Annotated in this window: 23 protein-coding genes; 7 read left to right on the forward strand and 16 right to left on the reverse strand. The window is 69.1% G+C overall.

What is annotated here, in order from left to right; genetic code table 11:
- Both ACWZJV_RS18820 and ACWZJV_RS18825 read right to left on the reverse strand, forming a co-directional pair.
- Positions 1-882 carry an alpha/beta fold hydrolase gene (locus tag ACWZJV_RS18820; protein WP_457177808.1) on the reverse strand — a complete coding sequence of 294 codons (882 nt, stop codon included), beginning with the start codon at positions 880-882 and terminating at the stop codon, positions 1-3.
- Positions 883-885: 3 nt separating this feature from the next.
- A complete protein-coding gene (locus tag ACWZJV_RS18825) occupies positions 886-1,941 on the reverse strand; it encodes an adenosine deaminase (protein WP_457177810.1) in 1,056 nt (351 codons plus the stop codon).
- A gap of 154 nt (positions 1,942-2,095) precedes the next feature.
- Between ACWZJV_RS18825 and ACWZJV_RS18830 the strand changes: the two genes are divergently transcribed.
- Positions 2,096-2,359, forward strand: a complete 264-nt coding sequence (locus ACWZJV_RS18830) for a hypothetical protein (protein WP_457177812.1) — start codon at positions 2,096-2,098, stop codon at positions 2,357-2,359.
- A gap of 109 nt (positions 2,360-2,468) precedes the next feature.
- On the opposite strand, the gene ACWZJV_RS18835 is transcribed toward ACWZJV_RS18830, so the two are convergent.
- The 5 genes from ACWZJV_RS18835 to ACWZJV_RS18855 all read right to left on the reverse strand — a co-directional run bounded on the left by ACWZJV_RS18835 (position 2,469) and on the right by ACWZJV_RS18855 (position 6,245).
- Positions 2,469-2,783: a hypothetical protein gene (locus tag ACWZJV_RS18835; RefSeq protein ID WP_457177814.1), complete on the reverse strand. Its 315-nt coding sequence runs from the start codon at positions 2,781-2,783 to the stop codon at positions 2,469-2,471.
- A 35-nt stretch (positions 2,784-2,818) separates the two neighbouring features.
- The gene (locus ACWZJV_RS18840) at positions 2,819-3,655 is read right to left on the reverse strand and encodes a hypothetical protein (RefSeq protein ID WP_457177816.1); all 837 of its coding nucleotides are present in this window, start codon (positions 3,653-3,655) and stop codon (positions 2,819-2,821) included.
- A complete protein-coding gene (locus ACWZJV_RS18845) occupies positions 3,652-3,942 on the reverse strand; it encodes a hypothetical protein (protein ID WP_457177817.1) in 291 nt (96 codons plus the stop codon). The genes ACWZJV_RS18840 and ACWZJV_RS18845 overlap by 4 nt, the downstream gene beginning before the upstream one ends.
- Positions 3,943-4,055: 113 nt before the next feature.
- The gene (locus ACWZJV_RS18850; protein ID WP_008364104.1) at positions 4,056-5,906 is read right to left on the reverse strand and encodes a putative T7SS-secreted protein; all 1,851 of its coding nucleotides are present in this window, start codon (positions 5,904-5,906) and stop codon (positions 4,056-4,058) included.
- 3 nt (positions 5,907-5,909) lie between these two features.
- Positions 5,910-6,245 carry a hypothetical protein gene (locus tag ACWZJV_RS18855; protein ID WP_008364103.1) on the reverse strand — a complete coding sequence of 112 codons (336 nt, stop codon included), beginning with the start codon at positions 6,243-6,245 and terminating at the stop codon, positions 5,910-5,912.
- Positions 6,246-6,349: 104 nt separating this feature from the next.
- On the opposite strand from ACWZJV_RS18855, the gene ACWZJV_RS18860 reads away from it, so the two are divergent.
- The 3 genes from ACWZJV_RS18860 to ACWZJV_RS18870 are packed head-to-tail and all read left to right on the forward strand — an operon-like array spanning position 6,350 to position 7,405.
- Positions 6,350-6,679: a hypothetical protein gene (locus ACWZJV_RS18860; protein WP_040757455.1), complete on the forward strand. Its 330-nt coding sequence runs from the start codon at positions 6,350-6,352 to the stop codon at positions 6,677-6,679.
- Entirely contained in the window at positions 6,679-6,978 is a 300-nt protein-coding gene (locus ACWZJV_RS18865) for a hypothetical protein (protein ID WP_008364101.1), read from the forward strand. Before ACWZJV_RS18860 ends, ACWZJV_RS18865 begins: the two co-directional genes overlap by 1 nt.
- 31 nt (positions 6,979-7,009) lie before the next feature.
- Positions 7,010-7,405 (forward strand): VOC family protein, encoded by a 396-nt coding sequence (locus ACWZJV_RS18870; RefSeq protein ID WP_008364099.1) that lies wholly within the window; start codon positions 7,010-7,012, stop codon positions 7,403-7,405.
- Here ACWZJV_RS18870 and ACWZJV_RS18875 read toward each other — a convergent pair.
- The gene (locus ACWZJV_RS18875) at positions 7,402-7,872 is read right to left on the reverse strand and encodes a DUF5709 domain-containing protein (protein WP_008364097.1); all 471 of its coding nucleotides are present in this window, start codon (positions 7,870-7,872) and stop codon (positions 7,402-7,404) included. The two genes, ACWZJV_RS18870 and ACWZJV_RS18875, sit on opposite strands and share 4 nt — an antisense overlap.
- A gap of 127 nt (positions 7,873-7,999) precedes the next feature.
- On the opposite strand from ACWZJV_RS18875, the gene ACWZJV_RS18880 reads away from it, so the two are divergent.
- On the forward strand, positions 8,000-9,553 hold the full coding sequence (locus ACWZJV_RS18880) for a sulfatase-like hydrolase/transferase (RefSeq protein WP_457177821.1): 1,554 nt from the start codon (positions 8,000-8,002) through the stop codon (positions 9,551-9,553).
- Here ACWZJV_RS18880 and ACWZJV_RS18885 read toward each other — a convergent pair.
- The 8 genes from ACWZJV_RS18885 to ACWZJV_RS18920 form a co-directional block, all read right to left on the reverse strand.
- Positions 9,538-10,512, reverse strand: coding sequence for a formylglycine-generating enzyme family protein (locus tag ACWZJV_RS18885; protein WP_307785687.1), 975 nt, complete (start codon positions 10,510-10,512; stop codon positions 9,538-9,540). The genes ACWZJV_RS18880 and ACWZJV_RS18885 overlap by 16 nt on opposite strands.
- Before the next feature lie 61 nt (positions 10,513-10,573).
- Positions 10,574-11,788 carry a hypothetical protein gene (locus ACWZJV_RS18890; protein WP_008364094.1) on the reverse strand — a complete coding sequence of 405 codons (1,215 nt, stop codon included), beginning with the start codon at positions 11,786-11,788 and terminating at the stop codon, positions 10,574-10,576.
- Positions 11,789-12,005: 217 nt separating this feature from the next.
- On the reverse strand, positions 12,006-12,587 hold the full coding sequence (locus tag ACWZJV_RS18895; RefSeq protein WP_008364093.1) for a hypothetical protein: 582 nt from the start codon (positions 12,585-12,587) through the stop codon (positions 12,006-12,008).
- Positions 12,588-12,598: 11 nt separating this feature from the next.
- A complete protein-coding gene (locus tag ACWZJV_RS18900) occupies positions 12,599-15,124 on the reverse strand; it encodes a bifunctional FO biosynthesis protein CofGH (RefSeq protein ID WP_457177824.1) in 2,526 nt (841 codons plus the stop codon).
- A 36-nt stretch (positions 15,125-15,160) separates the two neighbouring features.
- On the reverse strand, positions 15,161-17,428 hold the full coding sequence (locus tag ACWZJV_RS18905) for a serine/threonine protein kinase (protein WP_457177826.1): 2,268 nt from the start codon (positions 17,426-17,428) through the stop codon (positions 15,161-15,163).
- Between the two features lie 111 nt (positions 17,429-17,539).
- Positions 17,540-18,778, reverse strand: a complete 1,239-nt coding sequence (locus tag ACWZJV_RS18910) for a hypothetical protein (RefSeq protein ID WP_457177828.1) — start codon at positions 18,776-18,778, stop codon at positions 17,540-17,542.
- Between the two features lie 329 nt (positions 18,779-19,107).
- A complete protein-coding gene (locus tag ACWZJV_RS18915) occupies positions 19,108-21,363 on the reverse strand; it encodes an MMPL family transporter (RefSeq protein WP_457177830.1) in 2,256 nt (751 codons plus the stop codon).
- 93 nt (positions 21,364-21,456) lie between these two features.
- Entirely contained in the window at positions 21,457-22,497 is a 1,041-nt protein-coding gene (locus tag ACWZJV_RS18920) for an LLM class F420-dependent oxidoreductase (RefSeq protein ID WP_008364088.1), read from the reverse strand.
- A 23-nt stretch (positions 22,498-22,520) separates the two neighbouring features.
- Here ACWZJV_RS18920 and fgd point away from each other — a divergent pair, with 23 nt between their 5' ends.
- Positions 22,521-23,525: a glucose-6-phosphate dehydrogenase (coenzyme-F420) gene (gene fgd, locus ACWZJV_RS18925; protein ID WP_457177832.1), complete on the forward strand. Its 1,005-nt coding sequence runs from the start codon at positions 22,521-22,523 to the stop codon at positions 23,523-23,525.
- Positions 23,526-23,699: 174 nt separating this feature from the next.
- Positions 23,700-24,674 (forward strand): RNA polymerase subunit sigma-70, encoded by a 975-nt coding sequence (locus tag ACWZJV_RS18930; protein ID WP_457177834.1) that lies wholly within the window; start codon positions 23,700-23,702, stop codon positions 24,672-24,674.
- Positions 24,675-24,692: the final 18 nt, after the last annotated feature.

Raw genomic sequence — 24,692 nt, forward strand, 5'->3', positions numbered from 1 at the left:
CTAGGCGGTGTGATCGAGGATCGCCGGGACGGCCGTCTCCCAGGTGTAGGGAGGCGGCGGCTCGTGGCCGACGTCGTCGAGGGTCAGCAGCGTGGCGTCGGGGATCTCCCGGGCGAGCAGCTCGCCATGGCCGAGGGGAAAGAGCGGGTCCCGGGTGCCGTGGACGACCAGGGTCGGGGCGGTGATGTCCGCCAGCGTCGCCTCGACCGGCTCGCCGTCGCCCATCACGTGGTGGTTGGTCAGGCTCGGCCGCATGTCCGGTGTGCGGCGTACGGCCCGCTCGACCAAGGCTCGCACCCGGGTCTCGTCGAAGCGCTCGGGCACGAACGCCCGCTGGTCCTCGACCAGCATGGTGACCAGCGCGTCGTGGTCGTCCATGTCGGGCATCGGCCGGTCGGCAGCCGTTGCGAAGAAGTCCGCCAGCGCCTCGCCGATCGGCGGAAGCTCGACGCCCTCGAACGCGGACGTGGTCTGGTCGAGCACCATGGTGGCGACCCGCTCGGGGTGGAGCACGGCGACGCACTGGGCGATCGCGCCGCCCATCGAGATCCCGAGCAGGTGAGCGCGGTCGAGGCCGAGGGCGTCGAGAAGACCGGGTACGTCGGCGACCAGGTCACGCCAGGTGTAGTCCGGCTTGCCCGCCGGCCAGGTCGTCGAGCGGCCGGTGTCGCGGTGGTCGTAGCGGATGACGTACCTGCCGCCGGCCGCCAGCGCCGCGCAGAAGTCGTCCTCCCAGTAGTCCATCGAGGCGGACTTCCCGCCGATCAGCAGGATCGGCGGGTCGGTCGGTGAACCGAACGTCTCCGTGCACAGCTCGATCCCGTTGACCGCCAGCATCTGCTCCATGGCGACCAGCAGATCGCCCTCGGCCGAACGCGTCAAGCGTTAATCGGTGCCGGCGGCGTAGGTGTCGATCTCGCTGCGCAGCCGGGCCTTGACGTCGTCGGGTGCGTAGGAGACGTCGACCGCGGCCCGGGCGAGGGCTGCGATGCCGGTCGGGTCGAGGCCGAGGAGGTCGGTCGCGATCTCGTACTCCTGGTTGAGTGTCGTCGCGAACATCGGCGGGTCGTCGGAGTTGATCGTGACCGGCACTCCGGCGTCGACGAACGTCTTCAGCGGGTGCTCCTCGAGCGAGGCGACCGCACCGGTGGCGACGTTGGACGACGGGCAGACCTCGAGCGGGATCCGGTGCTCGGCGAGGTGGGCGAGCAGGGCCGGGTCCTGGGCCGCCGAGGTGCCGTGGCCGATCCGCTCGGCCTTCAGTACGTTCAGGGCGTCCCAGATCGTCTGCGGTCCGGTGGTCTCCCCGGCGTGCGGCAGCGAGCGGAGCCCGGCGGCGCGGGCGGCGTCGAAGTGCCTCTCGAACTGCGGGCGGGGAACGCCCACCTCGGGCCCACCCAGCCCGAAGCCGATGAGCGCCTCGGGCCCGTGGTCGACGGCATACGTCAGCGTCGCATCGGCCGCCGGGATCCCCGCCTCGCCCGGGATGTCGTAGATCCAGCGCAGCGTGATCCCGAAGTCGCGCTCGGCCGCCACCCGGGCGTCCTCGAGCGCCTCGGTGTAGGCCTCGATCGCCATCCCGTTGTGCCCGGTGCCCGGCTCGCGCACGGCCAGGTCGGGACGTACGGACGTGTAGGGGGTGCAGGTCAGCTCGGCGTATCGCACCTGCTGGGTCTGGGCCAGGTCCCGCGCGATCTCGTAGGTCAGGTAGCGGATGTCCTCCGGCGTCCGCACCAGGTCCACGACCGAGAGGTAGACCTCGATGAAGTGCGCGAAGTCACTGAAGGTGAAGTAGTCCTTCAGGAGCTCCACGTCCGCCGGCACCGCCCCCGGGTGCCGCGCGGCCAGCTCCGCGACGATCCGCGGCGAGGCCGACCCGACGTGGTGGACGTGCAGCTCTGCCTTCGGCAGCCCGGCGATGAAGGTCTTCAGGTCACTCACGCCCCGATCGTCACATGTCGTACGCCGCCGCGCGACTCGGTTTCATACACGTCAGAAGAAATGTCGGTGATCCGGATAGCAGGTGAGGGTCGACAAGGACCGCCAGAGATCTGGAACGCATATCTGGTGGACGCTGAGGACTAGCCTGGTGGCCGTGAACATCGAGGACTTCGCCTACGGCGTGCTGATGGAGGCGCGGCCGTCCATCCCTGCCGATGTGCTCGAGGTCATCGCAGACGACATCGACGCAGGCGAATACCTCACCTCCTTGATCGAGCTGATCGAACGGGCGCCGGAGACGGTGTCCTTGGCCGTTGTCGATGCTCTCGAGGGTCACCTGGCGACGCTTCCAGAGGGCCCCCATCGTCGAGTGGGCGCTGATGCCGTGGCTCGGCTCCGGCATCTCAAGACTGCCTGAGGTCCAGATCTCAGGCGATGCGATCGTCGCCGGGACTTCGACACACAGCTAGCGTGCTCCGACCTGAATCCGGCGCTCAGCGAACTGGATGATCACGCGGACCATGTGCTCAGTTGTTCGCCGGCTGCGACACGATCCCCCCGAAGCGGGCCTCACCCATGTGGCACTCGACGCCGTCGATCCAGACCTGATGGGTGGTGGTCGCCTCGATGCAGACCACCTTGTCGGCAGCGTGGGCGGCTTCGAAACCGCCGCTGAGTGAGGTGTTGTACGCCGTCAGCGGCTGCCCATGATGACACAGCGCACGCCGCTCGCAGTCACGACAGATCGCCTGGGGATACCGGGCGTTCTGGGCGGTGATGTTCCCGCAGATCGGACACGGTCCGTCGACGTGATAACTGTGCTCGAATCGGTCGTCGCCCATGGTGAACCTCCCGGATCAGAGGGGTTGCTTGCTGGTCATTGGCTTGCTGGGGCCGACAGCTCATTGCGAACACCCGAGACTTCAGTCAACTGGTCAGCGCGGACCCGTGCCTCGAAGACACCGGGTTCGACTTCCTGGGCGCCCAGGCGTTCGATCGAGTACTGATCTGGCGACAGAACCTGGACTCGCGCGTCGTCTCCAACCCGCTCCAGAAACCTGACCTCGGCGCCCATCGTGCGCGCGGTGAGGATGACCTCGAAGACCGCATCGCACTCGGCGACAGGAACCTGGATGCTGTGGATGCCAGGCATCACGGTGGTGAATCCGTCGATCGCCGGCGCATCGCCGATTGCGAGCAGCGAGATCTGATCCGTCTTCGGAACCAAAGCGGCGACCAGTTCGAGGCCACGCCACTCGGCCCGCGTGCCGATGAGCTCGGTCGGCGGGGTGTATCCCCTCGCATTTGCCCAGCCGCGGTCGGGGCCGCCGTACACCGACAACATCCGCTGTTCACCGTCGGCGCGAACCCGCCAGAACTCGGCGCCGATCGGCACGCGTGTCTTAGACAGCTCCCACACCGGGGCCAACGATGAGCCCTTGAGGAAGCCGGTCGGATAGGAGGGCCAAGGAACGTCGCCAGATGAGTTCGGCTTCGCGATCTGCATCATCTGGTTGGTCTCGAAGCGCAGTACGTCGACGAATCGCGGCGACTCACCGAGGACGGTCTCCCAGTCGTACGCCACGACCAGCTCCGACGGCGTGAAACTTGCGATGTCACGGGCATCTGCGACGTACCCACCCACACCGGCGTAGCCTTCGTTCACGATCCGTGAGGCGCCGGTGGGCGTGAGCAACTTCTGAATGACGGTCACGGCAGGAGATCCTTTTCTGTCACCTGGATATCTGACAGTTCCGCTTCAGGGACCTCCCCGAAGAAGCCCTCTCGCTCCTGCCCGACAAGCCCGTGGCGTCGAGCGAAGTCGCCGGATCCGAGGTAACCGATCCCGATGAGCCCGTCGTCGCCGATGCCCTCGACCCACACCGGTTCGTCGTGCCAGATCGCGTTGAGTTTGACCCTGAAGTATCTCTCGAGGCGACTCTCTGGAATCTTGACCCACGTTCCCTTGCTGTCCGAACCAGCCTCGATGGCGGAGGCCATGAGATCAGACTCGTCTGCATCTGATGCCGGGCGAATTGCTACCCAGTCCCCGCCGATGAACGCGACTGGATAGTCGCGACCGTAATGCCGTGCGAACAACCCTGGGGAACGCATCACTTGACCTCCGGGCCTACGGGAATCCAATCGCTGCCCCTGAGTACTGCCTCCAGGCGCTGTGTGCCATCTGGAAGAACCTCCCAGATTTCGGCGCCTTGGCGCATCGTGATGCCTCCATCGACTTGAAACTCGGGGATGACGTCGTTGCCTGCTTTGGTGAACCCGTTGCCAGTGAAGGGCTCATCCCATCCGTCGAACCGTGGAGACCCGCTTGGCATGTCGCTGTTGCGGGGAACAACGTAGTTTTCTTCACGGGTCTGGAAGCGCATCACTCGCATGGACTCGTCGTGGGGGCGGTATTGATAATCGTCCTTCGGGATTGTAGTGCCGTCTGGCATCTGTCGATCGATCTGGTAGTCCAGTCGCAGACCGTCGTGCAAGTCACGAGGTGTACCGAGGTGCGCAGTGTCGGAAGCACGGGTGACGGACCCGCCGACACCATCGACTTGGAAGAACCTGTTGGTGTCGGAGCGGCCGAGGATGTAGTCGTCAAACTGTTGTTGGGTGATGACCTTCTGCATCGGCTCACCAGCCCTCGGCATGGGCACCTCGTCGCGCAGCTCCGTCAAGATCTGGCGGTCGACCGCCGAGAGCTGGTCGGTCGGAGTGTTGATCTTCTCGATCAGATCATCACGTGACCACGGCGCCTCACCGTGCTTGGCGAATACGGAACCATCATCGAGCGCGTTCTGTACCAAGTCACGCCCAGCCCCGTCCGTCGGAAGCCGTTCGGGTGCGTACTCCGCCAGGTGAGGTTGACCGTCCCACATGGAGTACTCACGTCTAGGAACGTCGAAGTTGTCGAGCTTGCCCAGGTCACTCAGGTCGTCGATGGCGTTGTCGATCTTGCCGATGTCGCCGAGACCATCGAGGTTGTCCACACCGCGCAAGGCCTTGGTCATGTCGCCCAGGGCGTCGAGTGCATCGGCACCGCCCTTGATGCCGCGGGTGGCAGCGGTGCCGGTTCCACCGGTCAGGACGCCGGCGACGATGTCGGGGACGAGGTGGCCGATGGCCCGGGCCGGGTCGTCGGCCCAGGTGTCCCAGTCGAGCAGGCCCTTGCCAAGCTGCTTGCCGAACTCGAGGGGATCCTTCTTGAGGGCCTCCCAGAGCGCCTCGGCGTCTTCGAGCATCATCGACTTCTGAGCGGCCAGCTCCTCGGCGGTGAGGTCACCGGTGGCGAGCTCGATGATGTCGTGGAGCGGGCCCATGTTGTAGCCCATCTTGACCAGATCCCAGACGGCTTCGCCGGCACCCTCGAAGATGCCGCCGACGAAGGCGAGCCCGGACTCGAACCAGTTGCGCTTCTCGGGGGCGTCCTTGCAGCCGACGCGTACCTCCCGGGCGCAGCGAGCCGCAGCGAGCTTCAGGTCGCTCTTGGCGGTCTCGAACATCTCCAAGGCGCCGGAGCGGATCTCGGCCCCCGGATCCGTGAAGGGTTCCTTGGTGTAGGGATAGGTCATGCCGCCGGCCAGCGCATCGGAGCGGGCCCGGTCGAAGCGGCTGGAGTATTCGGCATAGTCGGACTTGGCCTGGGTGGTGACGCCCTCGCCTCGCTCATACTCCGACTTGGCGGTGGCCGCGTTCCGCTGGGCGACCTCCAGCGCGGCTGCGTAGTCGATCAGGGCATTGCCGGCTGCGCGAAAGCCGGTGCCGGCCTCGTACCAGCGGTTCGGCTCCCGGTCGTGGGCGTCGCGGAAGTTGTCGGCAGCCCGGCCGATCCAGCCCTGGGTGTCGATCTTGGTCAGAGCGTCGCCCGTCTGGTCGAAGAGCCGTCCCTTGTCGGCGCAGGTCTGACCACGCGAGCGGATCTCGCCGGGATTGCCCTTGATGGTGAAGTCGGGCACCGGCTACTTCCCGCCGCCGGTGATGGTGAGGTCGGTGGCAGCGGACTTGGCCTTCGCCATCTCCGTCGTGCCCTTCTCGTTGAGCTCGAAGTAGTTCATCGCGATCTTCCCGATGCGACCGGACATCTCGCCGACGTCCTCGCACAGGTTGTTCATGCCGCGCTCCCAGCGGTCCTTGAACTCCTCGACCGCACCCCAGACCTCCTCGGATCCACAGGCGTCCTCGGACGGGACCAGGTCCTCGACGTCCTTGTCCTTGAACAGCTCGACCGTGTCGGCCAAGCCTTGAGCCGCCTTCGCCAAGGACTCCAGATCGACCTCGAAGTCGTACGATGCCACCCGTCCAGCCTCCCCATCGTGTGCCGGGCGCGATGCCCGAGCCGCGTACGCGAAGACAATGTAACCTCAGGACCGGTGCACATCCACCAGCGCCAGGGGAGCTCGTGAACGACAACATCCAGCTGACACTCGGGCAGCAGACGGCTGCGGCCAAGCATGTCGAGGACAGCATCGCCGATCTCGAGAAGCTGCTGACCACGCTCTCCGGCGACATCGAGAGCTCGATCCCGGGGATGATGGGCAGCGCCGCGGGCGGCCTCGTCGAGTCGTTGCAGACCTGGTTCGAGAAAGTCGGTGGACTGGGGACCCTGATGCAGGAGTACGCCGCCGCACTGCGTGACGTCGACATCCAGCACGCCACCACCCAGAACGACATCGTCCACGAGGCCCACGGCCAGGCCTCGAACCTCCAGCAGCGACTGGGGCCCCTCTGATGAGCGACAACAGCCTGATCGTCAAGGAAGCCAGCATCGACGACCTCGAGACGACCTTGAGGACGGCCGCCGAGGACCTGCGCACCTTCTTCACCGACCTGATGGACGAGGTCGACCGGATCACCGCCGGCTGGTCGGCCGAGACGGGCTCGAAGCAGGCCGCGGACCGGGCCGCCCGCAGGATGATCGACGCCTCCGGCCGCGCCGCGAGCGTGCTGGAGACCATGGCCACCGCCGTGCACAACTACGGTGAAGAGGCACACGACATCGAGGTCAAGAACGTCGCGATCGTGGGCTAGTCCGGACCAGATCGAAGGCTTGGAGGCAGGCATGCGGGCGATCCACCACTGGGACCTCTGGGTCGACGACTTCGAGACCGCCTCGGGGGAGTGGGGCTGGCTCTTCGGCGAGCTCGGCTGGGAGGCCGGGGAGAAGGGTCACTTCTGGGAGGCACCGGACGGGACGTACGTCTTCATGGAGCACTCCACGGACCAGCACGGCACGCAGGACCGGCTCAGGCCGGGCGTGAACCACATCGCCTTCACCGTCGAGAGCCGGGAGGTGCTCGACCGGATGCGGGCGGCGTCGACGGAGCACGGCTGGCACGAGATGTACGCCGACCGCTATCCGCACGCCGGCGGCGACGAGCACACCGCGCTCTACCTGGAGAGCTCGGAGGGGTTCGAGGTCGAGATCGTGCTGGAGGTCGAGGACCTCACCGCCTAGCTGTAGTCCTCGTCGCCGTCCTCGTCATTGTCCTCGTCGTCGATGATGTGCATCGCCGCCTCCTCCGCGGAGGCGCCGGCGCCGTCGATGCCGGCGTCGATCCCGTAGACCTCGGAGTCGGTGTCCTCGCCGCCACCCTGGTCGGGGTCGACCAGCCGGCCCGCTCGTTTGTTGCCGACCTCGCGGCCGTCGGGGTCGTCGGCCTCCTCGGCGTCGTCGTACTCGACCGCGTAGGGATCCGGCTCCGGGATCTCCTGGTGCTGACGCTGGTCGATGCACTCGCGGTGCTCCTCCTCCCACGGCGTGTTGCCGTAGTCGGTGGAGTAGTGGTCAGCGGTGACGATGCCGTGGTCGAGCTCGTCGCGCACCTCACCCTCGAGAACGTCCCCGGAGAGTGCGTCCTCGCCGGTGATCTGGTCCTCGTCGTCGACGCTGTAGTCGCCGTAGTTCTCGCGCGATTCGCTCACCTGGGTCTCCTCATCGGCCGGGCATTGGGGTCATCGAGGCCCCCTTCGGTAACGTTAACCCGGTCCGGTATGGAGTGGAACCGGACGGAAACAGACGACGCGGGGAACGACCGAGGGAGCAGAGTAGATGGCGCCTCGCGCCCGATTGGCGGTGGCGGCCGTTGCCGTGCTCGCGGGCTCCTCGATCGCGCTCGGTGTGATGCCCGACTCGACCGGTCCGCTGGGGTCCTTGGGGACGCTGGCAGGGAACGCCTTCGCCCGCGTCGGCATCGCTCCCGAGGAGGGCGTGGTGCCGTCGACACCGACGAAGACGCCCGAGTGGGCGCCCTACTCGACCAAGCCCAACATCTTGATGATCACGGCGGACGACCTCGCCTACGAGGATCTCGAGTTCATGCCCCACACCCGCAGCCTCCTGGCCGAGCAGGGCACCTCGATGACCGAGGCGATCGCGCCCACGCCGATCTGCGTCCCGGCCCGGGCGTCGCTGCTGACGGGGCAGTACAGCCAGAACCACCACACCGTGACCATCAACGGCGAACGCGGTGGCTACGAGGCGATGAACCACACCGGCACGCTGCCCGAGGCGCTGCAGGAGGCCGGCTACGACACGCTCTTCGCCGGGAAGTACCTCAACGGCTACGGCCTGCGCGGGACCGCCAAGGACGTGCCTCCCGGGTGGACCGACTGGCGGGCGACGACCGACATGTCGACCTACAACTTCATCAGGCCGCGGATCAACCACAACGGCAAGTTCACGACCTACCACCGCTACACGACCTACGTGATGCGGGACCAGGCCAACGACATGATCTCCGCGCCGGAGCGCGCCGAGAAGCCGTGGTACATGTGGCTCAACTACGTGGCGCCGCACCACGGCGGCCCCGGTGAGCCGGACGACCCCGAGGGCACCAGCACGACCAGGCCGGCGGCCGAGGACAAACACTCCTTCGACGGTCTCGAGCTGCCGGACCTGCCCTACATGTTCCGTACGCCGACCGACGCGCCGCGGATCTCGGCCTCGCGCAAGTTCTTCGACGCCGAGGGTCGCGCCGAGCTGCGGATCGCGCACGAGCAGCGGGTCGAGGCCGTCCAGGCGCTCGACCGGGCGGTCGCCAGCCACGTACTCCGTCTGCAGGAGACCGGCCAGCTCGACAACACCATCATCATCTTCTCCTCCGACAACGGCTACACGACCGGTGGCCACAACATCAACGGCAAGCTGATGCACTACCGCGAGACGCAGCGGATCCCGCTGATCCTGCGGGGGCCGGGCATCCCGGTCGGGCGGAGCCTGGCCACCGGCGTCGGCAACCCCGACATCGCCACCACGGTCATGGCCATCGCCGGCGCCGAGCCGGGCCGGATCCAGGACGGCGTCAACTTCATGCCCTGGCTCACCGCGCCCGCTCAGAACCGGGTGATCCCGCTCTCCGCGTGGCGGGTCAACGACGGTCACAAGCAGATCTACTCCGGGATCCGCTTCGGCGACTGGACCTACGCCCGCTTCTCCGACGGCAGCGAAGAGCTCTACGACCTGGCCGAGGACCCCTACCAGATCCGTTCGCTCGCGCTGCTCCCCGAGTACGCCGACGAGCTGACCGAGCTGCGCTCGCTGAGCAAGAAGTACGCCGACTGCGCCGGCGACACCTGCCCGAAGGAGTTCTACCCGGCTGACTGATCGGCCGCGTCGGGAGCATCGGCCGCGCAGCGGAACCCGAGGTTGCCGGCGGTCGAGTCGGGCGGGCTGCTGGAGCGCGCCGAGAGCCGGTAGCGGTGGCAGTAGGAGTCGTGGCAGAGGTAGGAGCCGCCGCGCATCACCCGGGTCAGGCCCTCGGCGGGGCCACGCGGGTCGCTGGGCTGCCCGGCTTCGACGAGGTCGTTGTAGTAGGTCGGCGAGAACCAGTCCGCGCACCACTCCCAGACGTTGCCGATCATCTGGAACAGGCCGAACCCGTTGGGGTCGTACGTCCGCACCGGCGCGGTGGTGACGAACCCGTCGTCCGCGGTGTTGGTGTCGGGGAAGACTCCCTGCCAGACGTTGGCGTGATGGGTGCCGTCTTGCTCCAGGTCGTCGCCCCACGGGAACCTCGAGCCGGCGCGGCCGCCGCGGGCGGCGTACTCCCACTCGGCCTCGGTCGGCAGCCTCGTCCCGGCCCAGTCGCAGTAGGCGAGCGCGTCGTCGTGGGAGACGTGCACGACGGGGTGGTTGCCGCGGCGGCCGACGTTGGAGCCGGGGCCCTCGGGGGTGCGCCAGGAGGCGCCACGCACGCCGAGCCACCAGGGCGCCTCGGGGGAGCGGCCCAGCACGTCGCGGGGGTCGCCCTCGAAGGCCAGGTGGAAGACGGCCGAGAAGCCCTCCCGCTCGGCCGTGGTGACGTGGCCGGTCGCCTTCACGAACCGGGCGAACTCCTCGTTGGTCACCGCGGTCGCGTCGAGCCGGAAGCCGGGCAGCTCGACCTGGTGCACCGGGCCCTCGCCGTCGGCCTGGTATCCCTCGCCGAAGGAGTCGCCGGCGGCGTACGTCCCGCCGGGGAGGTCGACGAGGGTCCGGCGGCGCTTGCGGGGCAGGGCCGGCGGACGCAGAGCCGGGTCGGGGCTGGGTCCGCGGGTCGCGCCGAAGGTCAGGTCGGAGGGCACGGCCACCAGCCTACGAGCTGGGCATTCCGCCTCAGCTGTGCCTATGGCTTCGGGCTCCGCTTCAGCGGGGGTAGGTCGTCTTCAGGCTGCCCGCGCTGGCCACGACCTTGCCCTTCTTGCCGGTGACCAGGATGCCGGGCGCTCGTGCCTTGCCCGTGTCGTCGGCCTTGACCGTGGCGCTGCAGCTGGGCTTCTTGCGCGGGCACTTGAAATCGCCCGACATCCGGTAGGTGACGGTCAGGCTCTGGTTGTCCGCCAGTCCCTCGATGTACGCCGCCATGTAGGCGCACCTGGGCATGTTCTTCGGGCAGGCGTGCTTGTAGGGGCGCCACTGGATCGTGGCGGCCTGCGCCTTGCCGCAGATCTTGGCCGGCTCGCCGGTGCGGACCGTGCCCCAGGCGTACGTCACCTTGGTGGTCGCCTCCACGCAGGCCTCGGTGCCGCCCTTGGCGACCGGCAGGGTGTAGGTGAGCTCCGGGTCCTCGCCGGCGGTCGGCTGCGCGGCGCCGTCGTCGATGGAGGCGACGCCGGAGGTGACCGCCGGTGCGGTGACCTTCAGCGTGACCTCGCGGTAGCCCGCGGACGCGGCTCCGGTCGGCGTCTCCGGGGTGCGGGCGTAGCAGCTGTCCAGGTCGGTGATCGCGGCGACGTTCTTGGCGGCGAGGTCCTCGTCGCTGAGCCGCAGGTTGGTGACCGCGAGGACGCCGGCGATCGCCGGGCGGCCGACCTCGCGCAGGCACCTCGGGTCCTCGAGCGTCCAGGCCTCCGCGACCTGCCTGCTCCAGCTGTTGGCGCCGCCGTCGGCGCAGTCGAGCAGCTCCGCGTACCACTGCGCGCCCAGCGCGGAGGGCCACTCGCCGGTGTAGCTGAAGCCGTTGCCGGTCTTGGTGACCACTCCGGCGGTGGCGAGCCCGGCGCTGCCCTCGTCCTTGACGACCGCTTCCGCGGCGCACCGGATCTGCGCCGGGTCCGCCCACGACGGGGTGTCGCCGGCGAGGCTGAGTGTGCGCGCCACAGCCTTCTCATCACCGCGCATCGGACCGATCTCACCGGTGAAGTAGGCCCACGCCGACGTCCCGAGGAAGGCCACCGCCACGAGCACCCCGACGCTCATGAGCCAGAGCAGCACCAGACGTACGGGCCGGGTCCGGTCGCGCCGCCGCCGCGGCATCGGGGGCAGCCCGAGCCGCCGCCGGCGGGCCTCCTCGGCCGCCGCGTTGGCGAGTTCGGTGGGTTTCGGTTGTTGTTGAGCGGTACTGCCGGTGGGGTCGGACATCTCACTCCCTCGAGAACAGTTCAGCGAGGATCGTAGAGGGTAGTCGTTTCCGATACCCCCCCGCCACTCCCTCGATGAGGCCATGAGGGCGTATGACCGCCATGCCGGTCGTATGACTGGAAATCCAGTCATACGAAGGCTGAGGCGCTCGAACGCCGCGCGCCCGATCCCTCGTCGATCTGGCGGTCTCGATCGTTCGGCTCGGAGGCTGACCGGCTTAACGCGTGAGGTCGTGTCGAAGGCCTACGCCGAACTCGACTATCCGACGGAAGTGCTCCCGCATCCCCTCTCCGGGTGGCTCCACCGGAACCTCTCCGAGGCGTTCCAGCGCGGCGTCGAGGTACGCCACCGCGTCCGCCTCATATTCATCCGCTCGAAGGCGGTTGGACCTGAGCGTCTCAACCGCCGCGTCGCCGGCGATCAGGACAGCTGCCGTGCTCAGGGGAGCGGCTGTCAGGTCGCCGTCGCAGCGGGCAAGTGAGAAAAGGATGTCGTCAGCGATCTCCTCGGGGCGGCAGGCGAGGCTCAGCCACGCACCCATCACGACTGGTCGCCATGGCAGATGATCTGGAGCAAGGCCGGTGACGTGGGTCAGCAGGGCGGCCCGATCCGGGGACTCAGCCGCAGCCTCGTACCACGCATCGACCGTCAGCGAGCCGCCCCGCAGCAACGCTCTCACTTCCGTGGATGTCGCCTTCCGTCCGACGCGGACCAGCCTTCGGTACGTCCTCTTGTCCAGGAAGGTCGCGTTCGAACCCATCATCTTCAGGTAGAACGGCGCGACGAGTCGTCGCTCCACCCGCCGCAGGTTCATCGCGTCCCGTACAGCGTGGTCCGTTCGTCGACCGGGCGGCCGATGCCCGCACCGATCTCCTCGAGCTCGGCGACGGTCTTGGCCGAGCCGTGCTCGGAGCCCGCCATCCGAGAGATGGTCTCCTCCATCAGGGTGCCGCCGAGGTCGTTGGCGCCGGCCTGGAGCATCGCCCTGGTGCCGTCGACACCGAGCTTGACCCAGCTGGTCTGGATGTTGTCGATGCGGCCGTGGAGCATGATCCGCGCCAGCGCGTGCACGGCGAGGTTGTCGCGCATCGTCGGGCCGGGGCGGGCCGCGCCGGCGAGGTAGATCGGCGCGCTGGTGTGGACGAACGGGAGCGGCACGAACTCGGTGAACCCGGCGTTGCCGTGCTCGCGAGCCTGGTCCTGGATGCCCGCGAGGACGCGGAGGTGGCCGACCCAGTGCCGCGGGTTGTCGACGTGGCCGTACATCATCGTCGAGGTCGTCGGGATGCCCACGCGGTGAGCGGTGGAGACGATCTCGATCCACGTCTTCGCGGGCAGCTTGCCCTTGGTCAGCACCCAGCGGACCTCGTCGTCGAGGATCTCTGCCGCCGTGCCCGGGAGCGAGCCCAGCCCGGCCTCGCGCACCTTGATCAGGAAGTCCTCGATCGAGAGCCCGGTGCGGGCGGTGCCGTTGACGATCTCCATCGGGCTGAACGCGTGCACGTGCATCTCCGGGACGCGCTGCTTGACGGCCTGGACGAGGTCGAAGTAGGCGGTCGAGGGGAGCTCGGGGTCGATGCCACCCTGCATGCACACCTCGGTGGCGCCGAGGTTCCACGCCTCCTCGGCGCGGTCGGCGACCTGGTCCAGATCGAGGGAGTACGCATCCGCATCCGTCCGGCGCTGCGCGAAGGCGCAGAACCGGCAGCCGACGTAGCAGACGTTGGTGAAGTTGATGTTGCGGTTGACCACGTACGTCACGGTGTCGCCGTTGACCTCCTTGCGCAGGTCGTCGGCGAGCCTGGTGACCTGGCGCAGCAGGTCGCCCTCGGCGGTCATGAGGGTCAGCGCGTGCTCGTCGGAGAGGTTGCCGGGGTCCTTCTCGGCGGCCGCGAGAGCCGCGCTCCCCTCCGCGTGGAGAACGGCGGGCGCCCCGGTCGAGGTGGCCGCCTCCCGCACGGCGTCCCAGTCGCCGTAGACCGTCTCGAAGTCGTCTCGGCGGTCGTTGGTGCGGCCCTCGGTGTCGACGGAGGCGTGCAGGTCGACCCGGCCGGCGGCGGTGAAGCCGCCGTCGGGCTCCTGCCACGGGCGACCCTCGGGCCGGACACCGTCGCGGGCCAGCCCGTCCACGTCGGCGAGCGCCTCGACGTGGGAGAGGACGCGCGGGTCGATCCAGGCCTGGCCGTCGCGCAGGGTGCCCTCGACGTACTCGGGGTGGACGGTGAGCCGCGGCCTCAGCTGGAAGCCGGCCTCGGCGCTGACCTGGCGCAGCGCGTCCAGCGAGGGCCAGGGGCGCTCGGGGTTGACGTGGTCGGGGGTGAGTGGCGAGACGCCGCCCCAGTCGTCGATCCCGGCACCGAGCAGCGCCCGGCACTCGTCGAGGTCGACCAGGTTGGGCGGGGCCTGCACCCGGGCCTTGGGCCCGAGGACGATGCGGGTGACCGCGATCGCGGCCAGGTACTCGTCCAGCCCCAGATCGTCGACGTGGCGCATCGCGGTCGACGGCTTCGCCCGGAAGTTCTGCACGATGATCTCCTGCAGCCCGGCGTACGCCTTGTGCACCTTCCGCAGCGCGAAGATCGTCTCCGCGCGCTCGGTGAGCGTCTCGCCGATGCCGACCAGGAGGCCGGAGGTGAACGGGATCGAGAGCCGTCCGGCGTCCTCGAGCACCCGCAGCCGGATCGCCGGGTCCTTGTCGGGCGAGCCGAAGTGGGCCTCGCCCTTCGTCTCGAACAGCCTGCGGCTGGTGGTCTCGAGCATCATCCCCATCGACGGCGAGACCGGCTTGAGCCGGTTCATCTCCTCCCACGACATCACGCCGGGGTTGAGGTGGGGGAGCAGGCCGGTCTCCTCGAGCACCCGGATCGCCATCGCCCGCACATAGTCGAGGGTCGAGTCGTAGCCGCGGCTCTCCAGCCACTCCCGCGCCTCCGGCCACCGGTCCTCCGGCCGGTCGCCCAGGGTGAACAGCGCCTCCAAGCAGCCCAGCTTGGCGCCCTCGGCGGCGATCTCGAGGATCTCGTCGGGGCTCAGGTAGGGCTCGCGGCCCTCGCGCGCCGCCTGCCCCGGCGTCTCCACGAACGTGCAGTAGTGACATCGGTCGCGGCACAGCTTGGTGACCGGGATGAAGACCTTTGGGGAGTAGGTCACCGTGTCGGGTCGTCCGGCCGCGACCAGGCCTGCGTCGCGTACCTTCGCCGCCGCGGCGGTCAGCCGGTCGAGGTCGTCGCCCCGGGCCGCGAGGAGCGCCGAAGCCTCCGCCACGTCGAGGGCTGCGCCACGTTCGGCCCGGGCCAGCGCCCGGCGGATCTGCTGAGGTGTCGGCTGCTCGCTCATCACGATCAGCCTAGTAGGCCCCGCCCAGTTGTCGAACTAGTTGTCGATCTGGGCGCTCGCCCCGGGGGCCGTGGCGACGAACTTGGCGGTCCAGTCCTTCGGGCCGGACCAGTCGACGATGGCGCCCTTGCCCTCGCCGTCGGGGGTGCCGGGCCAGGCGCACTTCGCGCCCTTCGCGTCGGAGCACTTGCCGCCGTTGAGGGTGAGCTTCACGTTGAACGGCTTGCCGGGCTGGAAGCCCTCGAAGGTCAGCCGCCAGGTGTTGCACTCGACCTTCTGCTTCGTATAGATCGGGTCGGTGCACTTGTCCTGCTTGATCCACTCGAGCTTCTTCGGCTCCGCCTTGCCGCAGGCCTCGGCGTCGGTGGCCTTCTCGGTGCCCCAGGCGAAGGTGACGGTGGTCTTGACCGCGATGCAGCCCTCGACGCCACCCTCGGTGACGGGGAGCTCGTAGGAGGAGCCCTTGAGCTCCTCGTAGCTGCTGCTGCCCGTCTTGGCGATCCCGATCACCGACTCCCCGCCGGGAGCGGTGGGCTCCTGCACGTCGAAGTCGACCTGCATGTAGGCGGGCTTGGGGGTCACCTTGGCGCCGAGCGCGTCGGCCTTGACGTAGCACTCGTCGAGGGCCTTGACGGCCTTGTCCTTGGCGGGACCGGCCGCGCCGGGGTCGCCGTCCTTGAGGAGGTCACCGACGGCGAGGAGGCCGGCCATGGAGGTCTTGTCGACCTCCTTCTCCATGCAGCGGGTGTCGCCGACCTTCCAGTTGTCGCCGATCTCGGTCGCCCAGGACTCGGTGCAGTCGAGCAGGCCCTGGGTGAACTTCATCGCGTCGTCGGCGGGCCACTCGCCGGTGTAGGTCCACTCGTCGCCGGCGTCGACGACCCCGTGGGAGCGCAGCTCGGCCGCGGGGACCTTGCCGACCAGGCTCTCGGCGGCGCAGGTCATCTGGTCCTCGCTGGCCCACCCCGGCTTGGGTACGCCGCTGGCGATCGCCTCGGCGGCCTTGCCGTCGTCGCCGTGGAGACCGAAGATGCCGAAGCCCTGGGTGAAGATGCCGACACCGAGGAGCAGGACCGCGGCGACACCGCCGCCGACCATGGCGTAGAGCTTCTTCTTGTCGCCGCCGTCGCCCTGGCCGGCGGTGGAGTGGTGCGACGGCAGCCATTCGGGCTGGCTGCCGCCGGTGGTGGAGGCCGCGGCTGCTGCGGCCGCAGCGACCGCGGGCAGGCCCTTGCCGCTGTGGACGACCGTGGAGTCGGTCTCGTTGGCGAGCGGGGCGGGGGTCGGGGTGCCCTCGCCGGGGCGCTTGACGATCGTCGGCTGGGCCTCGGCCTCGGGCGCCGGGGTGCCACCGCCGGAGGTGCCGCCGCTCGAGGTGGTGTCGTAGCTGGCACCGGGACGCGAGCCGAGATCGGCCGCGGCCACGCCGGCGGCACCGCCGATGACACCGCCGCCCAGGCCGGCCTCCTCGAGCCGGTCGGCGGCCTTGTCGAGGGCCTTGGAGAGCTCGGCGGCGGTCCGGAAGCGGTTCTCCGGCTTCTTGGCCAGCGCCCGCTGGATGATCGGGTTGATCAGGTCGGCGCCCGGCGTGGCGGCGGGCAGCCGCGGCACCGGGCTGTTGATGTGGGCGCTCATCAGCTCGAAGTCGGTGCCGGTGTAGGGGGCTTTGCCGGTCAGGCAGGCCCACAGCAGACAGCCGGCAGCGTAGATGTCGCCCGCAGCGGTCGCCTGCTCACCCATGTGGCGCTCGGGCGACATGTAGGGCAGCGAGCCCACCACCGAGCCGGCGCGGGTCACGTTGGAGTCGCCCTCGGTCGCGATGCCGAAGTCGGTCAGGTAGGGGACGAGCTCGCCCTCCTGGCGCTCCCACAGGAGCACGTTGGACGGCTTCACGTCGCGGTGGACCACGCCGGCGCGGTGGGCGTCGAAGAGAGCGTCGCTGACGTCGCCGACGAGGCGCAGCGCCTGGACCGTCTCCAGGGCGCCGTTGGACTTCAGCCAGCCGTGCAGGTCGCCGTCCGGGACGTACTCGGTGACCAGGTAGACCGTGCCCTCGACCTCGCCGTACTCGATGATCTGGACGATGTTGCGCGAGCGCAGCTTGGCCAGGATGTTGGCCTCCCGCTCGAACCGGGTGATGAAGTCCTTGTCGACCGTGAGCGACGGCAGCACCAGCTTGAGCGCCACCTTGCGCCGCAGGGCCGGGTCCTTCGCCTGGTAGACGACACCCATGCCACCTTGACCCAGGACCCGCTCGATCACGTAGCGACCGAACTGCTCGCCTTCCTGGGGGAACGCAACCATCTTTAGAACCTCGCCCTGACTTTTTTACCCGAATGACGTCTGCCGAAACCCTAGCGTCCCGTCAACGATCGTCGTGCTCCAACGCCACGGGCGAGACCAATTGTTAAGGCGTTAGTTAGGAAGTACGGCGGTGAGCCCGTCGACCTCGGCCGTGAACCGGTCCTTCCAGCCCTTGGGCGCGGTCCAGTTCGTCCAGGTGCCGCTCGGCTTGGTGACGAACGCGGTGTCCGAGCACCTACCCGACGCCGACTGGCAGTTGCCGCCGTTGAGCTTCAGCTTGATCGTGACGCTGGAGAGGAGCTCGTAGCCCTCGTAGTGGAGCGTCCAGGAGCTGCACGGGGCGAACTTCGGCTGGGCGCAGGACTTGTCCTTCGTCCACCACAGCCGGCGGTCCTTCGCCTTGCCGCAGGCCTCGGTCTCACTGGTCTTCGTGGTGCCCCAGGGGTAGCTGATCGACGCCTCGAACGTGGCGCAGCCCTCCTGGCCGCCCTCGCGCACGGGGATGTTGACCTTCCCGCCCGACACCGGGGTCCACTCGGTGGCGTCGGCGGACTTCGCCCGCAGGACCACCTCGCTGCCCTCGACGGCCGGACCCTTGACGGAGAAGTCGACGCCGAGCACGGCAGGCGTCGCCGTCGCGGTCGGCTCGGTGAGCTCGTCGCTGGCGTAGCACTCGTCCAGTGCCGAGACGGCCTCGTCGGCCTTCTTCTGGACGCCGGCGTCCTCGACCTCCATCACCTGGGAGGTGATCAGTCCGGCCATCGCGGACTCGTCGACGTCGCCGAGACAGCCGGTGTCGGCCAGCGCCCACTCCGTGCCGATCGCCTTGCTCCAGTCGCCGGCGCAGGAGAGCAGACCCTCCGAGTACGTCGTCGCCTGCTGCCCGCGCCAGGCGCCGGTGTAGGTGACGGTCTCGCCGCTGGTCTGGATCAGCCCGGCCTTCCGCAGAGCGTCGCTGCGCTCGTCCTTGACCAGCTGCTCAGCGGCGCACTTCGCGTCACCCTCGGAGGCCCAGGCCGGCTTCGGCGCGTCCGCGGCGATGGCGGTCACCGCCTTCTTGTCCTCGGCGCTCAGCGGCCCGAAGCCCAGTCGCCCGGTGAAGAACGCCCACGCCCCGGTGCCGAGCAGCGCGACCAGCACCACCGCGCCCGCGGCACCCAGACCGATCAGCAGCCCCTTGTTGCTCTTCTTCGGCTGGTGGTGCGGCGGCAGCCCGTAGGCCGAGCCGTACGTGACCGGCGGCTGTGCCGGGGGCGGGCCGTAGCCGCTCGGCGGTGCCGCCGGCATCGCCATCGTGGGTGGCGGCGGGGGCGGTGCTGCCGGTGGCTGGGCCGCCGGTGGCTGGGCCACCGGGGGCCCTGCAGGCGGAGGAGACGACGGCGGCGGAGCAGTCGGCGGAGCAGCCGGTGGCCCAGCCGGGGGAGCCGACGGCGGAGGGGGCGGAGGCGGCGGCGGAGTGGGGCGCGCGCTGGGGATCCGGGTCGCGTCCGGGTCGACCGGGTTCGCGGGCTCGGGCGTCGGCGGCGGAGTGGGCCGCGGCGTACCGGGTCTCGTCTTGTCCTGGTCGTCTGGCCCCATGTCGCACGCCCCGCATGTCAGTGAAGTGGAGCGACCGGGCCGAGCGACCCGAGTCGTAGGGCACATCGTAAAGACACTTCGCCGAATTCGCAGCCGAGACCTCAGTACCGGCCGGGAGCGCGCGGACGCTGCTGCGGCGGCGGGTGGCCCCGGAGGTCTCGCGGGGGCCTGGGCGCGTACCCGTGCGGGGGCATCGGCGGGCCGCCTACCGGGTGGGAGGAACGAGCGACCCTTCGCCCGCGGGTCAGCCTGCTCGGCCACCAGATGACGTCGCCGAGGTCGAGGTTGATGGCGGTGACCAGGACGGAGCGAACGACGAGAGTGTCGAGAAGCACGCCGAGGGCGATCGCCAGGCCGATCTCGATGAAGCTGACGTGCGGCAGCGTGGTGAGCACCGCGAACGTCGCGGCCAGGACGAGCCCGGCGCTGGTGATCACCCCGCCGGTCGCCGAGAGCGCGACCAGCGAGGCGCGCCGGGTGTCGCCGTGCTCGACGACCTCCTCGCGGACCCGGTGCATCAGGAAGATGTTGTAGTCGATGCCCAGCGCGACCAGGAAGACGAAGACGAACAGCGGGAACTCGCGACCCTGGCCGGCGAAGCCCATCGCGTCGAAGATGACCGCCGAGAGGCCGAGCGCGGCGCCGAAGCTGAGCACCACCGTGGCCATCAGGAGCAGCGGGGAGAGGACCGAGCGGAGCAGGATCATCAAGATGATCAGCACCAGGCCCAGCACCAGCGGCATCACGACCCGGGTGTCCCGGTCGGTCGCCGAGGCCATGTCGAGCTGGATCGCGGCGGTGCCGGTGGCGAGCGCGTCGGCGCCGTCGACGGAGTGGACCACGCTGCGTACGTCCTCGACGGTGTCGAACGAGGCCTTCGACATCGGGTCGGTGGTCAGCGGGACCGCGGTCAGCGCGACCTCGTGGGTGCCGTCGGTGACCGGGGTGACGCCGTCGTAGCCCGCCTTCGTCAGCGCCTCGGCGACGTCCTGCTCGCTGCCCGGGGCGGAGACCACCTGGATCGGGTTGGACGGGTCGCCGAGGTCGTGCTCCTCGAGCACCCGGTCGCCGATCAGCGAGGGGAAGTCCTTCGTGTAGGTCTCCGAGCTGTCCAGCGTGGTGACGTTGAGCATCGAGAGCCCGCCGCAGCAGGCCAGCAGCACCGCGGCGGTGCCGATCCAGACCGCTCGCGGCCGCTTCCGGATCCACCCGCCCAGACGGGTCCAGATGCCGCCGTGCTTCTCGCCGGTGGTGCCGTACGCCGGCCTGACCGGCCAGAACACCCAGCGACCCGTGATCACCAGCAGCGCCGGGAGCAGGGTCAGCATCACCACGAGGCCGGCGACGATGCCGATCGCGCAGACCGGTCCGAGGCTGGCGGTCGAGCCCATGGTGGCGACCATCAGGCCGAGCATGCCGACCGTGACGGTGCCGGCCGAGGCGATGATCGCGGGCGCCGAGCCGCGCAGCGCCGCCGCCATCGCGACGTGCCGGTCCTGGTGGCGGCCGAGCTCCTCGCGATATCGGGCGATGAGCAGCAGGGCGTAGTCGGTGCCGGCGCCGAAGACGAGCACGTCGAGGATGGCCCGGTTCATCTGGTTGAGGGTCAGCCCGGCGTACTTCGCGCAGAGGTAGACGACGCCCATCGACACGACCAGCGCGACCAGCACCGAGACGAGCGGGAGGAACCAGAGCACCGGGCTGCGGTAGGTGATCAGCAGGATCACGATGACCACGCCGGCAGCCGCGTAGAGCAGCGCGCCGCCGATCCCGGCACCCGCCTCCATCTGGTCGGCGGTGGAGCCGCCGGCACCGCCGATGTAGACGTCGACGCCGTCGATCTCGGTCAGCTCGACCAGGTCGTCGCGCAGGTCGAGCAGCGCGGTCGGGTCCTCGTCGGCGTAGTTGACCACGAGCGAGACCGTGGCGACCTCGCCGTCGGCGGAGACCAGACCCTGCTTCTGGCCCTTCTTCTCGCCGGTCGGGTAGGCGATCGCCGGCATCACCGGCTGATCGGGCTTGCTCTCCTGGGTGACCACCCCGTCCAAGGACGCGATCTCCGGGATCTGCAGCACGATCGCGGTGTAGTCGGCCTTCGTCAGGCCGCCCTCGCGGTGGTAGACGATCGTGGTGGTCAGGTCGTCGGGGTCCTGCACCTTGGCGAGCTCGTCGATCGCCCGGGTCGACTCCGCGTTGGCCGGGAGCCAGTCGGAGTTGTCGTGGGACTCGACGTCGCCGAGCTTGCCGGTCAGCGGACCCATCAGGACCAGCATCACCAGCCAGAAGCCGAGCACGACCCATTTCGTGACGGGTCCGGTGATGCTGGTCGCGAGTTGGGCGCCGATCCGCTCAGACATGCGTCCATGCAACCAATGCCCGTGGGGGCAAGGTCACAGGGGGACGGCCGGGCCGGCCGTGGGGGTAAGCGAGGTCACAGCCGGCCGGGGAGGTCAGACCAGCCACTCCTTGACCTGGGCGATCGACGCGAGACCGTCGGTGCCGGCGGCGGGAGTGACCTGGAGGCTGGTCACGCCGGCCTCCTTGAACGCCGCGATCCGCTCCTTCACGAACGACTCCGGTCCGACCAGGTTGCCCGCCTCGAGCCAGGCCTCGGGCACCTCGGCCTCGGCGTCGCGCTTGTGGCCGTCGAGGTAGAGGTCCTGGATCTTCTTGGCCGCGTCGCCGAAGCCGTACTTCACGGCCATGTCGTTGTAGAAGTTCTTGCCGCGGGCGCCCATGCCGCCGACGTACAGCGCCAGCAGGCCGCGCATCGTGTCGCGGTGACGCTTGGCCTCGTCGGGGTCGTCGGTGATCGCGAGCAGGCCGCCGGCGGAGATCTCGAGGGGCTTGAGGTCGGGCGAGCGCTTGGCCAGGCCCTTGTCGATCGCCTCGCCCCAGACGTCGCGGGCCTTGTCGGGCAGGAACTGGAACGGCAGCCAGCCGTCGGCGACCTCGGCGGTCATGGCGACGTTGTTGTCACCCAGCGCGGCGACCCAGATCGGGGTGTCGGCGCGCTCGGGCCGGTTGAGCAGCTTGAGCGGCTTGCCGAGCCCGGTGCCCTGGTCGGCCGGCAGCGGGATCTTGTAGAGCCCGTCGCTCTGCAGCCGCTCACCGCGCAGCCCGGCGCGCAGGAGCCCGATGATCTCGCGGGTGCGGGCCAACGGCTTGTCGTACGCCACCCCGTGGAAGCCCTCGATGACCTGAGGCCCGCTCGCGCCGAGGCCCAGGATCGCGCGCCCGCCGGAGACGTTGTCGAGACCGGCCGCGGTCTGGAGCAGTGCTCCCGGCGTACGGCTGTAGATGTTGAGGATGCCCGCGCCGAGCTCGACCGTCTCGGTCTTCGCGGCCAGGTAGCCGAGCAGCGAGACCGCGTCGAAGCCGTACGGCTCGGCGACCCAGAGCTGGTCGAGCCCTGCTTTCTCCAGGCCGACGACCTGGTCTGCGGTGTCACGCGGGTTGCCGAAGTAGGTCAAGGGCATCGCAAGCTTCATGAAGGGGAGGCTACCGTGGGCGCGTGACGGAGATCAGGTTCGGATACAAGGCGTCCAACGAGCAGTTCGCACCGACGGAGCTGCTGAACTACGGCGTGATGGCGGAGGAGCAGGGTTTCGACTCGGTCTTCATCTCCGACCATCTCCAGCCCTGGCGACACGACGGCGGACACGCGCCGTTCGCGATGACCTGGCTGGGCGCGCTCGGCGCGCGCACGGAGCGGATCGTGATGGGCACCTCGGTGCTCACCCCGACGTTCCGCTACCACCCGGCGATCGTGGCGCAGTCGTTCGCGACCCTGGGCTCGCTCTTCCCCGACCGCGTCGTGCTCGGGATGGGCACCGGTGAGGCGATGAACGAGGCGCCGCTGGGTGTGGAGTGGCCCGAGGGCAAGGTGCGCTTCGCGCGGTTCCGCGAGGCCGTGCGCGTCATCAAGAAGCTCTGGACCGAGGACCGGGTCACCTTCGAGGGCGACTACTACCAGCTCGACCGGGCCACCATCTACGACAAGCCCTCCACGCCGGTCCCGATCTACCTGGCGGGCTCGGGTCCGGCGGCGACGAAGTACGCCGGCCGTGCCGGTGACGGCTACATCACCACCTCCGGCAAGGGTGCCGAGCTCTACACCGAGACGCTGCTCCCGGCCGTGCGCACCGGGATCGAGCTCTCCGGCCGCAAGCCGGAGGACGTCGACATGATGATCGAGGTCAAGATCTCCTTCGACCACGACCTCGAGCAGGCGATGGAGGCCACCCGCTTCTGGGGCGCCCTCGGCCTCACCCCCGAGCAGAAGCACTCCGTCGAGGACCCGGTGGAGATGCAGCGTCTCGCCGACGCGCTCCCGACCGAGGCGACCGCCAAGCGGTTCATCGTGTCGACCGACCCGGACGAGCACGTCGCCCGGATCAAGGAATACCTCGACATGGGCTTCACCCACCTGGTCTTCCACGCTCCGGGTCCGGACCAGGCGAAGTTCCTCGAGCTCTACGGTGAGGAGATCCTCCCCAAGCTCCGGGCTCTCATCTGAGCCTGACCCTGGGCCCCGGGCAAGGCCAGGGCCCCGGCTGGGAATCAGAGCCGGGGCCCTGGGAGGACCGCCCCACATACCTACTACGCCCTTCATTTAACTTGCGTTGCACCTGTTTGAGATCGGTTGCGAATTCCGTTCCCGGTGCCGACGTGAGGCCCTACGCTCCCAGCCATGAGCGTGACGACCGACCCGTTCGCGGAGGCCGCCGAGAAGCACCGGCGCGAGCTGGGGGTGCACTGCTACCGGATGGTGGCGAGCTTCGACGAGGCCGAGGACCTGGTGCAGGAGACGCTGGTCAAGGCGTGGGAGCGCCGTGACCAGCTGACCGACCCCGAGGCGATGCGAGCGTGGCTCTACCGGATCGCGACCAACACCTGTCTCGACTTCCTGCGCCGCAACGAGCGACGCCCGAGGACGTACGCCGCGCTGCCGGGGTTCGACCACGGCACCGGTGAGCCGCCGGAGCTGCTGGAGTGGCTCCAGCCGTTCCCCGACTCCCTGCTGGAGCCGGAGCGCCCCGAGGAGGAGGCGGTCGCGCGGGAGACGATCGAGCTGGTCTTCCTCACCGCGATCCAGCATCTGACCCCGCAGCAGCGGGCGGTCTTCGTCTTCCGGGAGGTGCTCGGCTGGTCGGCCGCCGACACCGCGGCCGCGCTCGGCGTCAGTGTCGCCACGGTCAACTCGCTGCTCCAGCGCGCCAAGCCCGCGCTGCGCCGGCATCTGCCCGAGGACCGGTCGGCCTGGCGCACCGAGGGTCCGACCGAGGAGGAGCGCAAGGTCATCGACGCCTACATCGCCGCGGGGGAGAGCAACTGGCGTGAGGGGATCACCGACCTGCTGACCAGCGACGCGGTGCTGACCATGCCGCCGAACCCGTTCTGGTTCTCCACCCGGCAGGCGCTGATCGACTTCGTGCTGCCCAACCTGGAACCGTCATCGCCGACCTACCTCGGGGAATGGCGCTTCGTGCCGGCGAGCGCCAACCGGATGCCTGCGGTCGCGGGCTACGTACGCCGCCCGGGGACGACGATCTACCGTCCGCAGACGCTCGACGTGCTCCGCGTGGTCGACGGCAGGATCGCTCAGATCACCACGTTCGAACCGCATCTCTTCCCCGCCTTCGGGCTCCCGCAGGCGCTGACCTGAGCACGGATCAGAAAAAGT

It is taken from the genome of Nocardioides sp. WG-D5, assembly GCF_054031175.1.